Origin of the sequence: Streptomyces sp. NBC_00513, from assembly GCF_041431415.1 — a bacterium.
Taxonomy (GTDB): Bacteria; Actinomycetota; Actinomycetes; order Streptomycetales; family Streptomycetaceae; genus Streptomyces.
On record NZ_CP107845.1, the window covers coordinates 7,672,934 to 7,685,875 of the forward strand.

The 12,942-nt window shown below is 70.2% G+C and carries 8 protein-coding genes; 3 read left to right on the forward strand and 5 right to left on the reverse strand.

Annotated elements, in window-relative coordinates; translation table 11 throughout:
* Window positions 1-84 precede the first annotated feature (84 nt).
* The gene (locus tag OHA84_RS34620; protein ID WP_266967774.1) at window positions 85-921 is read left to right on the forward strand and encodes a class II fructose-bisphosphate aldolase; all 837 of its coding nucleotides are present in this window, start codon (window positions 85-87) and stop codon (window positions 919-921) included.
* 116 nt (window positions 922-1,037) lie between these two features.
* On the opposite strand, the gene OHA84_RS34625 is transcribed toward OHA84_RS34620, so the two are convergent.
* Both OHA84_RS34625 and OHA84_RS34630 read right to left on the reverse strand, forming a co-directional pair.
* A complete protein-coding gene (locus tag OHA84_RS34625) occupies window positions 1,038-3,092 on the reverse strand; it encodes a beta-N-acetylglucosaminidase domain-containing protein (RefSeq protein WP_266967772.1) in 2,055 nt (684 codons plus the stop codon).
* Window positions 3,093-3,364: 272 nt separating this feature from the next.
* Window positions 3,365-3,772 carry a hypothetical protein gene (locus tag OHA84_RS34630; protein ID WP_266967770.1) on the reverse strand — a complete coding sequence of 136 codons (408 nt, stop codon included), beginning with the start codon at window positions 3,770-3,772 and terminating at the stop codon, window positions 3,365-3,367.
* 167 nt (window positions 3,773-3,939) lie between these two features.
* Here OHA84_RS34630 and OHA84_RS34635 point away from each other — a divergent pair, with 167 nt between their 5' ends.
* Together OHA84_RS34635 and OHA84_RS34640 are read left to right on the forward strand one after the other, a co-directional pair.
* Window positions 3,940-5,700: a beta-galactosidase family protein gene (locus OHA84_RS34635; protein ID WP_266967768.1), complete on the forward strand. Its 1,761-nt coding sequence runs from the start codon at window positions 3,940-3,942 to the stop codon at window positions 5,698-5,700.
* 331 nt (window positions 5,701-6,031) lie between these two features.
* Window positions 6,032-8,389 carry a M4 family metallopeptidase gene (locus OHA84_RS34640; protein WP_266967766.1) on the forward strand — a complete coding sequence of 786 codons (2,358 nt, stop codon included), beginning with the start codon at window positions 6,032-6,034 and terminating at the stop codon, window positions 8,387-8,389.
* 94 nt (window positions 8,390-8,483) lie between these two features.
* On the opposite strand, the gene OHA84_RS34645 is transcribed toward OHA84_RS34640, so the two are convergent.
* The 3 genes from OHA84_RS34645 to tkt form a co-directional block, all read right to left on the reverse strand.
* Window positions 8,484-9,146 (reverse strand): Sua5/YciO/YrdC/YwlC family protein, encoded by a 663-nt coding sequence (locus OHA84_RS34645; protein ID WP_266967764.1) that lies wholly within the window; start codon window positions 9,144-9,146, stop codon window positions 8,484-8,486.
* Complete coding sequence (locus tag OHA84_RS34650) at window positions 9,143-10,408, reverse strand: 2-isopropylmalate synthase (protein ID WP_266967762.1); 1,266 nt, start codon at window positions 10,406-10,408, stop codon at window positions 9,143-9,145. Before OHA84_RS34650 ends, OHA84_RS34645 begins: the two co-directional genes overlap by 4 nt.
* Before the next feature lie 259 nt (window positions 10,409-10,667).
* Entirely contained in the window at window positions 10,668-12,884 is a 2,217-nt protein-coding gene (gene tkt / locus OHA84_RS34655) for a transketolase (protein WP_266967760.1), read from the reverse strand.
* Between the last annotated feature and the right edge of the window lie 58 nt (window positions 12,885-12,942).

Here is a 12,942-nt window from a genome sequence, read left to right on the forward strand (position 1 = left end):
CGGGCGACCGCTGTCGCCTTCGGCCCGTGACACCGTCGCCGGCGCCCGACCGTCGCTCCGCCACCACCTTCGTGGAGAACCTTCATGCCTCTGACCTCCACCGACGACATCGTCGGCCCCGCATACGCCGGAACCTACGGCGTCGGAGCGTTCAACGTCGTGCAGATCGAACACGCCGAGGCCATCGTCGCCGGAGCCGAGCTGGCCGGACTGCCCGTCATCCTCCAGATCAGCGAGAACACCGCCCGCTACCACGGCTCGCTCGCCCCGATCGGACTCGCTTCCCTCGCCCTCGCCCGAGCGGCGTCCGTGCCGGTGGCCGTTCATCTCGACCATGCCGAGTCCGTCGAACTCGTTCGGGAAGCCGCCGGGCTGGGCTTCGGTTCCGTCATGTTCGACGCGTCCAAGCTGCCCTACGACGCCAACGTCACCGTGACGCGGGCCATCACCGAGCAGTGCCACCGGGCCGACGTATGGGTCGAGGCCGAACTGGGCGAGATCGGCGGCAAAGACGGTGCGCACGCCCCCGGCGTCCGCACCGATCCCGACGAAGCCCGCTCGTTCGCGACGGCGACGGCCGTGGACGCCCTGGCCGTCGCCGTGGGCAGCTCCCACGCCATGCTCACCCGTGACGCCGTCCTCGATTTCGACCTGATAACCCGCCTGCGGGACTCGCTCGACGTGCCACTGGTCCTGCACGGCTCCTCAGGCGTCGACGACACGGACCTCGCCAAGGCCGTGACGGCCGGAATGACGAAGGTCAACATCTCCACTCACCTCAACAAGATCTTCACGCGCACCTTGCGCGATCGACTGCGGACGGAACCCGCCGTCGCCGACCCCCGCACCTACCTGGGCCCCGCCCGAGACGCGGTGGCAGCCGAAGTGGCCCGCCTCCTGGGCGTTCTCGCTGTCCGCTGACCACCCGACATCGGTCCCGTCCGGACGGGTCGCCCTCACCACAGCGGCCCTCGCCGGAGTGGTGAAGGCGATCCGCACCACGCGTGGTCACAGCAGCCGGAGGCCCAACGGGTTCTCTACCGCACGTCGTTGACGGCATGGGTCCGTCCACCGCCGGCGATGTCCCACCCCCGCAGCCGATCGTCCGCCTGTACCAGGAAGACGTCCAGGACGCCGTCGCCCACCCTGGGCTGCACGCTGCCCCATGTGTTGCGCGCGGGCACGACGCGTACGGCCTTGGCGCGCTGCTGTAGGGCCCGCGACTCGGCCAGCAGCCTGTCCGCCGTGTCGTTGTCGCCGGTACGGCGTGCGTCGAGCGCGTCGAGCGTCCGAACCATGGCCTCGCCCCACAGCGCGGTGGCATCGAGCCAGGGCGCCGCGTCGAGCGTGAACCCCGGCTGGACCCGGCCGCCGCGCACGGTGGTCGGTGCCTGCCGGATCGCCTCCGCGTACGTGCGCAGCTCCCGGACGGCCGCGGCACGGTCACCCCCGTCCCAGTCCCTCCAGAACCGCGCCACCCGCCGGGTGAGTTCGGGCGCTTGCGGCTGCCAGGGCGTCCCCCCGAACGTCGGCGCCATGTGCTGGAGGTCGCCGAGGACGAGCAGGGCCTCCGTTGACGGGAGGTGGCCGCCCGCCAGGTAGGCCATGGCGCGACGATTGTTCCCCGCGGCGTCGTACGCCGTGTCGTTCCAGGTGAAATCGGCTACCCCGAAGACGGCGACCTTGGAGGCGTACGGCTGGTTCATCGGGTTCGCGACGATGCCGGCCAGGTGCCGCGACAGGCCGGGTTCCCGCTTGTCGTAGGGGGCGAGCAGCAGACGCCCGCTCGTGTTGTCGAAGTCGTTGACCGGATAGTTGTCCCAAACGAAGACCTTGCGTCCGAACAGAGCGGACGCGCGGTCCGCCTCTTCCGCGGTGATCTTCGGTGGTACGACGTCGGTGCCCGTCCACATCACCACAACGGCCGGGTCCAGTGTGGAGCGCAGCGTCTGTTTGTAGGCGGTGTCGGTCAGATCGCCGTACTCCGTGGGCACCGTCTGAAGCGGTTCGGTACCCGAGTGCGTGGCGACGAAGTCGTGCTGCACGTCGTTGAGCAGGTCTGCCTGTGCCCGGGCGGCCGAGGCGCGTCCCGGGGCTCCGTACGCCGCCCTGTCGCCTTCGCAGTTCCACCGGGTGTAACTGATGTCGTCGAGCGGGATGGAGAAGGCCCGGGTGCCCAGGTCGTGGAGGGCCGCGAGTTTGGCCTTGAGCGCCCTGCGGTCCTCCGGGTCGGAGTAGCAGATCGACTCGCCGGGCGAGACGGCGAAGGTGAAACGGACGTGATTCGCCGTCGCGCGCCGCACCAGCTCGCCGAGGTCCGCGAGCTTGGCCGCGGGATAGGGATCGCGCCACCTGCCGCGGTGGTAGGGGTCGTCCTTGGGCGCGTACACATAGGTGTTGGCCTTGACGTCGCCGTAGAAGTCCATCTGATCGAGGCGCTCGGCGTGCGTCCACGGGAGGCCGTAGAAGCCCTCGATCGTGCCGCGCAGCGCCATGGCGGGGAAGTCGCTGATCTCGGCGCCCGCCACCCGCCAGTTCGGGTCGCCGCCGGCGTCCTCGAACAGGAAGAGCCGGCGCATCGTCTGCACGGCGTAGAACTGGCCTGCCGCGTCGTGCCCGCCGAGGGTGACCTGCCCGTGCCGCCTGCTGCCGCGCACGCTCAGCGCGTAGCCCTCGGCCTGGTCGGGTACCGCGGTCCCGGCCAGGGCCGCGGCGATGTCAGGACGGTCGGCCGGACCGAGGAGGACGGTGAACAGGCTCCGGGGCGCCGCGGGGACGGCGTCGGGGGCCACGATGTCCACGCGGTCGGCGCCGTGGGCCGCGAGTTCGGCGACGAGACGGTCGCGAGCGGCGGCGTCCGTGCGATCGTCGGCGACGACGAGGACCCGACCCGTGACGGCGGCGCTGTCCGGGGTGCCGGAGCCGGACCGGGGGACCGGAGTGATCGGCGGCAGCGGGATGGGGGAGACGCGGCCCACGGGGGCCGGCGGGGGCGCGGCCCGGGCCACCGGGGAATCGGGGGCGAGCACGCCCATGGCGAGGGCGGCGGCAAGGGCCAAGTGTGCTCCGACGACGGCCCTGTGGTTCTGCATGAGACCTCCAGAGTGGTCTAGACCACATTCCGGTGTTCCAAGCTATCGCTGTTCTCCCGCCCGCGGCAACGGTGCCAGGCGGCGAGATCCGGCCTTCTTCGGGATGTCATGGGGAAGCGCGTCCCCGGAGTCGACTCCGCGGGCGGCACGCGACCACGCGGACCCGCCACGGAGCGGCGAGACCGCTGGTCACGTGTGGGGTACCGACTCCGCCCGGCGGTCGGAACTCCCGCCGGGCCGGTCGGCCGGCCCGCCGAGAGCGGCATGCGCGGTCACCTTCTGCGGCTGCTCCAGATGATGGCGGCGGCCAGGATGAGTGCTGCGCGGGTGTGGTGCGCGTCGGCCGAAAGCCGGCCGCGGCCGGATACGGCTCCGGTCGCGGCAGTGGGCGGGGCGCAAGCGTGGTCCGCGAGGTTGCGCAGGATCTCACGCCCCTGTTGAAGGCTTCCGGGAGCGGCGATCATGAGTTCGAGCGCGACACGGGCAGCTTGCTGTTCGGAGAGGGCCTCCTGGGCGAGGCCGAACATGATGGCGCGCAGGTTCTCCTCGAAGACGCCCGTGATGGACAGTTCGGGGCACAGATGACGGATGGACCCTTCGAGGTTGGCGAAGGACTTCCCGAGGAGGGCGATCACGGGACCACTGGACTGGATGCCGCGGCGGGTGGCGTGAGTGAGCACGGCGGTGCACCGTTCGTCTCCGGCCGCCACCAGTGCCGTCTCCCTGACGTTGCGGCCCCTCCTCCGAAGCGGGCTTGCCACGCCCCGTGTGTTTACGTAAACATGCGGGGGTGGCGAGAGTCTCACGGCGCGCATCCCGCGTGCCCGTTCAGCTGAGGAGCACGCGCATGCCTCTTCTCCGGATCGACGATGACGGTTTCCGGCTCGATGGAGAGCCCTTCCGGATTCTTTCGGGTGGATTGCACTACTTCCGTGTTCATCCCGGTCATTGGCGCGACCGGTTGCGCAAGGCTCGTCTGATGGGGTTGAACACGGTGGAGACGTATGTGCCGTGGAACCTTCACGAACCGCGGCCGGGTGAGTTCCGCATGGAAGGCGGCCTGGATCTGCCCGGGTTCCTTGATCTCGCCGCCGCCGAGGGGTTGTTCGTGCTTCTGCGTCCGGGTCCGTACATCTGTGCCGAGTGGGAGGGTGGTGGTCTGCCGTCGTGGCTGCTGGCGGATCCGGACATTCGATTGCGCAGTCGGGACCCCCGGTTCCTCACCGCGGTCGACGACTACTTCCGCCGGCTCCTGCTCCCGCTGCGGAGTCGACTCGCCACCCGGGGCGGTCCGGTGCTCGCGGTGCAGGTGGAGAACGAGTACGGGGCCTACGGCGACGACGCCTCGTACCTTGAACACGTCGCGGGTTCCCTCCGGCACCGTGGTGTCGACGTGCCGCTCTTTACCTGCGATCAGCCGGTCGACCTGGAGCGGGGCGCGTTGCCGGGTGTTCTCGCGACCGTCAACTTCGGCAGCCGCTCCGCGCAGAACCTCTCCGCCCTGCGGGCTCTTAGGCCGTCAGGTCCGCTGCTTTGTGCGGAGTTCTGGATCGGCTGGTTCGACCGCTGGGGCGGTAACCACGTCGTCCGTGATGCCGAGCGGGCGGCGCAGGAGTTGGACGAACTGCTCGCCACCGGTGCCTCGGTCAATTTCTACATGTTCCACGGTGGTACGAACTTCGGTTTCATGAACGGCGCCAACGACAAGCACACCTACCGGCCGACCGTCACCTCCTACGACTACGACGCGCCCCTCGACGAAGCCGGTGACCCGACCGAGAAGTTCGCCGCCTTCCGCGAGGTCATCGCCAAGTACGCCCCCGTCCCGACGGAGCCCCTGCCCGCACGTGGGGAGAAGCTCGTCGTGGAAGGGGTGATCCTGCCCGAGAATGCCGGCCTGTTGGATTGTGCTCCGCTCCTCGGAAACGAAGTCGCGTCCTGGAGGCCCCGGACCATGGAGCAGCTGGGGCAGGACTTCGGCTTCGTGCTGTACGAGACCTCCCTGCCCGATGCCGGCCCGGTTCTCCTTGAGCTTGAACTGGTACGCGACCGGGGCCAGGTCTTCCTCGATGGCCAGCCGGTGGGCGTATTGGAGCGCGAGTCCCACGAGCACTCCCTCACCTTCTCGGTGCCGCGCCCGGGCAGTGTCCTGACCATTCTCGTGGAGAACCAGGGTCGCGTGAACTACGGACCGGGCATCCACGACCGCAAGGGGCTGCTCGGCCGCGTTCTGCTGAACGGGTTCCCTCTCGTCGGCTGGACCAGCAGGCCGCTGCCGCTGACCTCACTCGCGGCCCTTCCGTTCGGCGCCGCCCAGGACGCGGAGGCGGTGCCGACCGGCCCGGCCTTCCACCGCGGCACCTTCGAGACGGACCGGACGGCCGACACCTTCCTCCACCTCGACGGTTGGACCAAGGGTGTGGCGTGGGTCAACGGGTTCGCCCTGGGCCGCTACTGGTCCCGAGGGCCCCAAAGGTCCCTGTACGTGCCCGGCCCCGTTCTGCGCACGGGAGCCAACGAGATCGTCGTACTCGAACTGCATGCTCCCGACCGCTGTCGGCAGGTGGCCTTCCGCGACACACCCGACCTCGGCCCCACCGAGGAATAGCCTGCCCACGTCATCGCGGTCAATGGCCGAAACTCCCCGCGGCCGTGGCGTACGTGCGTCGCATCGGAAGGATCGGTTCAGGCCGTTTCGTCGACCAACGCCGAAATGTTTACGTGAACATGCCAGACTGAGGTCATCGGGGTCGAGTCATCGTCCATGCCACCGCACGCGCAATGTGCGGCAGTTCGATGCCACCCGCGTACAACCCGCTCCGCCCGGACGGACCATGTGGGGTCCGCCTGGACCGCTCAGGCCGACGGCTGTCGGCCCCTGCGCATCAGGAGTCACGTTGAGACGTACCTTCCGTCAAGCGGCCAGGTCGGGCGCGCTGATGACAAGTGCCGCGCTGATCGCGGTCGGCTTGCCCGCCACCGCCACCGCCACCGCTGTCCCCGGCGCCACGGCGCGGGCCGGCACCGTCGAGGCGCGTGCGGGCGCCATGAACGTTCGGTTGACCGCTGACCAGAGTGCCGCGCTCCTGGCAGGCGCCGCCGACTGGGGGAGCGTGGCGAAGGCGCTGAGGCTGGGCGAACGTGAGGCGCTCGTACCCAAGTCAGTCTCCAAGGATGCCGACGGCACCCTGCACACGCGCTACGACCGCACGTTCGCCGGACTGCCCGTACTCGGAGGCGACCTGGTGGTCCACACCACTCCGGCCGGAGGTGTCAAGGGCGTCACCAAGGCAAGCTCCGCCACGATCTCCCTCCCCTCCACCACGGCCCGAAAGACAGCGGACTCCGCACGGTCCTTCGCCGAGAGCCAGGCCCGGACGGACGGCATCAAACCCGCGGAGGTCAAGTCCCCCCGCGAGGTCATCTGGGCGGCCTCCGGTCAGCCCGTTCTGGCCTGGGAGACCGTCGTCGGCGGCCGTCAGCGGGACGGCGCACCCTCCGAGCTGCACGTCGTCACGGACGCGAACACCGGCGACAAGATCTTTGAGTATCAGGCAGTCATGAACGGCACCGGCCACGGACAGTACGGCGGGCAGGTCACACTCGGCACCTCGGGCGTCGCCGGGAACCACCTCCTCAAGGACGACACGCGAGGGGGCAACAACACCACCGACCTGGGCCACTCCGACGACGACGAGGCGGCCGGCACGCTGTTCACCGACGCCGACGACGTCTGGAGCGACGGCAGCCCGGGCAACAACCAGTCAGCCGCAGTGGACGCCCACTACGGCGCCCAGCTGACCTGGGACTACTTCAAAGACGTCCACGGCCGCAACGGCATCAGGAACGACGGCGTCGCCGCCTCCAGCCGGGTGCACTACGGGAACGCGTACTCCAACGCGTACTGGTGGGACCACTGCTTCTGCATGACCTACGGTGACGGCGCCTACAACAGCAACCCCCTCACCTCGATCGACGTGGCCGCGCACGAGATGTCACACGGAATCACCTCCGCCACCGCGGGCCTGCGCTACAGCGGGGAGTCCGGCGGCCTCAACGAAGCCACCTCCGACATCTTCGGCGCCGCGGTCGAGTTCTGGGCGAACAACCCATCCGACCCCGGCGACTACTTCGAGGGCGAGAAGATCAACCTCAACGGCGACGGCACCCCGCTGCGCTACATGGACAAGCCCTCCAAGGACGGTGACTCGGCCGACCACTGGTACCCGAACATCAACCAGCTCGACGTCCACTACTCCTCGGGACCGGCCAACCACTGGTTCTACCTGGCCTCCGAAGGGAGCGGGGCCAAGCTGGTCAACGGCGTGAACTACGACTCGCCGACCTACGACGGCAAACCGGTCAACCCGATCGGTCGCGAAGCCGCCGCGAAGATCTGGTTCAGAGCGTTGACGACGTACATGACGTCGAGCACCGACTACGCCGCCGCACGCACCGCCACCCTCGAGGCGGCCGCGGATCTGTACGGGAAGAACGGAGTCGTCTACAACAACGTCGGCAATGCCTGGGCCGCCGTCAACGTCGGACCGCGCATGGCGCAGGGAGTCACCCTGACCAACCCCGGCAATCAGGTGTCCATGACCACCGTGCCCGTCGACCTCCAGATCCAGGCCGTCACCAGCCACCCCGGGGCGACGCTCACCTACAAGACCACCGCGCTGCCCGCCGGCCTGACCCTCAACTCCTCCACCGGCAAGATCACCGGCACGCCCACCACGGACGGCAACACGACCATCACCCTCACCGTCGAGGATTCCGCCGAAGCCCTCGACACGGTCTCGTTCACCTGGCTCGTCTACACACCCGGCAACTGCACCACCACACAACTGCTCGACAACCCGGGCTTCGAGTCGGGCGCCTCGGCATGGAACACCAACAGCAACCCGTCCCTGATCACCGACGACAACTCCTGGCTCCCTTCGAGAACCGGCTCGTGGAAGGCCCTGCTCGGCGGCAACGGAAACACGACCACGGAAACCATCACGCAGACCGTCTACGTTCCCTACGGCTGCAAGGCGACGGCCACCTTCTGGCTGAAGGTCGTCACCAATGAGGAGACCCAAACCGTCCCGTACGACAAGCTGAACGTCCAGGCCAACGGCGTCCCTCTGGCGACGTACTCGAACCTGGACGCGAGCGCCGACTACGTCCGGAAGACGGTCGACCTCGGTTCCGTCGCCGGCCGGTACGTGACCCTGAAGTTCAGCGCCACGGAGGATCTGGCCGTTCCGACCTACTTCCTCATCGACGACACCACACTCACCATGCACCCCTGAACGTCGCGGACCGCAGGCACAGCCACACCCACCACCGCCGACACCCCGCACTCGCAGGCAAGCCCCCGATCGGCCGTGTGGACAACGCGACGGGTCAGCACGACCCGGACGGGCCCTTCAAGCGGGCGCGTAGTGCGTCGAGGTAGGCCTGCGCCGTCGGGTAGGGGTGGTCCTGGGCACCGTGGCGGTGGAGGGTGAACGTTCCCTCGCGGCTCAGGCGCAGGGTGGTGGTGGCCCTGCGGTCCGCGCTCGTTCCGCCGTCGAGGACGGGGGTGTGCGGGAACATGCCCCGTGCGGCTTCGGCCGAGGCGGCCGGCGGGTGGCCGGTCAGGTTGGCGCTGGAGACGTAGAGCACGGGGAACGGTTCGAGTACGGGGAGCAGCGGCGACCACCGCGCCCCGAAGAGCAGTGCCCAGCCCTCCTTGCTCGCGGGAGTGAGCCAGCCAGGGTGAGCGTGACCCGGGCGGAGCGGTACGAGGAGGGTGATCCGTTCTTCCTCCAGCAGCCTCCGGGCCAGCTCCACCCCGCCCGCGTCCAGGTCCATCCCGCGCGCCGACTCGGTGAAGGTGCCGGGGGCGTGCGTCCACAGGGCGACGGGCTGGTCCGCGGGCCTGCCCTTCGCGGTGTTGACCCCGCGCGGGTCGGTGCCCGCCACCACGTACGTCAGCGGGGCAGGATTCGGCAGGACGACGGCCGCCCCGCGTCCCAGCAACCGCCGGGCCGCGCCCTCGTCCACCAGGTCGGTACCGGCGTTCACCGGGCACCCGCCACCGGGTGCAGCAGCCCGTCGAGGTAGGCGGCGAAGGCGGCCTCGTCGACCATGGCGCGCCCGGTCCGGAAGGCGACGGTCTTCACCCACCCCATCGCGGCGCGGGCCTGCGCCGCGTCGAGTGCGTACCCGAGCCGCGCGGCGACGGCGGTGACCACTCGTGCGCTGGCCAGCTGGGTCAGTACGACCCGCGGCTCGATGCCGAGGAGCCGCTCCGGGTCGAAGGGCTGGAACAGCCCGGGATGCACGAACGGAGTGCCGGTGGAGATGGTTCCCACACCCGTCCCGACGATGGGCGTGGTCACGCTCAGCGGCACCCCGGTGGCGGCCGACACCATGCGGGCGATCTCCGGCAGGCGCCGCAGGTCGGGTTCGGTCCACCACGGGCCGGCGCCCCCGCCCGACTCCTCGCTCAGGTCCTCTCCCAGTAACCGCCGCGTCCGATCCGGTCGGTAGGTCAGGAGGAACAGCAACTGCTCGGTGGCGACCATGCCGCTGCGCTCGGCGATGCCCAGCCAGGCGCCGGACAACACCCGCACGCCCGCCCTCAGCGCCTCCAGCGAGTTGGCGAGGCCCAGCCCGAGGTCATTGTGAAGATGGGAGGCGAGCACCGTGTCCGAGCCGGCCGCCGAGCCGACGGCGGTGAACATCTGCCGTGCCTCCTGCGGAAGTTGGTCCCCGACCGTGTCGGCCAGGACGACCACCCCCGCTCCGGCCGCGGTCATCTCCGCCGCGTACCGGCCCATCAGCCCGTGGTCGGCCCGCGAGGCGTCCGCGAGGCAGACGTCCACGGCCACCGCGTTGTCCAGCTCCCGTGCCTCCTTGACCAGCGCCGTACCGGCGGCGAGCGCCTCCGCGGCCCCGGTGTGGGTCATCACCCGGGCCATGGCCTCGGAGGCGGGCACTACCACCATCACCCGGGCGTACGCAGTCCCGCGGACCGAGGCGACGGCCTGCCGTACGTCGTCCCGGGTGCCCCGGCACACCGCCGCCACGCTCACCGCGCCCTCGGCCTCCACGGCGACCCGTCGTACGGCTTCGAACTCCTCGGCGCACACGGCCGGGAACCCGGCGGCGAACACCACGTGGCGCGGTCCGTCCGCGCCGAACATCCGCCCCTGTTCCCGTGCCAGCCGCACCCGGAGGTCAGCGCCCATGAGCGTCTTGGCCTGCGCACCGTCGCGCGCCGACTCCTCCCAGAGCACCACCCGTCCTGCCGAGGCGGACTCCCGGATCAGATCCCTGTCCATCACACGTCCCCAGTGCGCCGCGCCCCCACCGGAGGAGGGCGTTCTGTCGGCACTGTAGGACGCCCGTCGCCGCCGGCCGCCGAGTATTGCGACCTTGCCCCACGCAGGCCCACCGGGTCTTAAACTGCCAGGTCACGACATCGGCCGTTCCCGGCGCCCGGGCAGGTCTTCGGTGGACGGACTCCAGGCGACCGGGGGAGAGTGCCGTCGTTCGTTCAACCGCCACCGCCACCGCCACCGCGACCCGGGTGGGCAGTGGTCAGGGGCGGTCACCGGTGCCGCCCTCGACGGGTGCGGAGGCCGGGTGTCGGCCGCCGGGTCGAGACGTCCGGTGGGTGTCGCGGATGCTGTCGTGGGCCGCTGCGGTGATGGCGGCCGCGGTGATGCCGAACTCGGTGTACAAGCGCTCGTAGTCGGCCGAGGCGCCGTAGTGCTCCAGGCTGACGATCCGGCCGGCGTCGCCGACCACCTCGCGCCAGCCCTGCCCGACGGCCGCTTCCACGCTGACCCGGGCGCGCACGGACGGGGGCAGGACCTGGTCCTGGTAGTCCGGGGGCTGCGCCGCGAACCATTCCCGGCACGGCATGGACACCACGCGTGCGGCGATGCCGTCCTGCCCCAGGAGTACGCGGGCCGCCAACGCGAGGTGGACCTCGGAGCCGGTCGCGATCAGGATGACGTCGGGCACGGCCCCGTCCGGCACCTCCGCCAGGACGTACCCGCCTTTCGTCGCCTCCCGCGCGGGTGCGTACTCGCCACCGTCGCGGTCCAGGACGGGGAGGTTCTGCCGGCTCAGGATCAGACCGGCCGGCCGGTCGTGGTGTTCGAGGATCGCGCGCCAGCACGCGGTGGTCTCGTTCGCGTCGGCGGGGCGGACCACGTCCAGGCCGGGGATGGCACGCAGCGCGGCCAGGTGCTCGACGGGCTGGTGGGTGGGGCCGTCCTCGCCCAGGCCGATGGAGTCGTGGGTCCACACGTAGGTGGCCGGCAGCTTCATCAGCGCGGCCAGGCGCACGGCGGGGCGCATGTAGTCGGAGAAGGTCAGGAAGGTGCCGCCGTAGGGGCGGGTGAGACTCTGCAGCGCGATGCCGTTGAGGATGGCGCCCATGGCGTGCTCGCGGATGCCGAAGTGCAGGGTGCGCCCGTACGGGCCGCCCTTCCAGTCCTTGGTCTGGCGGTCGGACGGGACGAAGGACGGTTCCCCGTCCATGGTGGTGTTGTTGCTCCCGGCGAGGTCAGCGGAGCCGCCCCACAGCTCGGGAAGGACGGGCGCCAGCGCGCTGAGAACCTCACCCGAGGCGGCTCGGGTCGCCATTCCCTTCTCGTCGGCGGGGAAGAGGGGCAGTGCGTCCGTCCAGCCCTCGGGCAAGCGCTGTTCCCGCAAGCGGTCCAGCAGGGCCGCGCGTCGCGGATGAGCGGTCCGCCAGGCCGCGTAGGCCTCGTCCCACACGGCGTGTGCCCGCCGGCCGCGATCGGCGACCTCCCGGGCCCGGGCCAGAACCGCTTCCTCGACGGCGAACCGCACGTGGGGGTCGAAGCCCAGCAGCTTCTTCGTGGCGGCGATCTCGTCCTCGCCCAGCGCGGAGCCGTGCGCCTTGCCGGTGTTCTGTTTGGTGGGGGCCGGCCAGCCGATCAGGGTGCGCAGCATGATCAGGGAGGGGCGGCCGGTCTCCTCTCGGGCGGCGTGAACCGCTTCCAGGAGCGCGTCGACGTCTTCGACGTACTCTCCGGTGACCGTCCAGTCGACGGTCTGCACGTGCCAGCCGTAGGCCGCGTAGCGGGCCGGGACGTCCTCACTGAAGGAGACGTCGGTGTCGTCCTCGATCGAGATGTGGTTCGAGTCGTAGAACACGGTGAGATGGCCGAGTTCCTGATGGCCGGCCAGGGAAGAGGCTTCCGAGGTGACGCCTTCCATCATGTCGCCGTCGGAGGCGATGACGTAGACGTGGTGGTCGAAGGGGCTGGTGCCCGGTTCGGCGTCGGGGTCGAGGAGTCCGCGTTCGCGGCGGGCGGCCATCGCCATGCCGACCGCGGCGGCCAGGCCCTGTCCGAGCGGCCCGGTGGTGATCTCCACGCCGGGGGTGTGCCGGTGCTCCGGATGGCCGGGGGTGACCGAGCCCCACGTCCGGTACGCCTCCAGATCCGACAGCTCCAGGCCGTAGCCGGCCAGGTAGAGCTGGATGTAGAGGGTGAGGCTGGAGTGGCCGCAGGACAGGACGAAGCGGTCGCGTCCCAGCCACTGGTCATCGTCAGGGTCGTGCCGCATGACGTTCTGGAACAGCAGGTACGCCAGTGGGGCCAGGCTCATCGCCGTGCCCGGGTGTCCGTTGCCGACCTTCTGCACGGCGTCGGCCGCCAGCAGCCGCACGGTGTCGACCGCTCGTACGTCGACCTCGTCCCACCCCGCACGCTCCGCCACCGGACTGGAGGCCGACCGGTCGCGCCGGGTCGTCCCGCCTGACGGTTCGTTCGTCATCTCTGCTCCTTCGTACCGCGGCGGCAAGCTCGATTCCGGACGTCAGTCCCGATCCCGG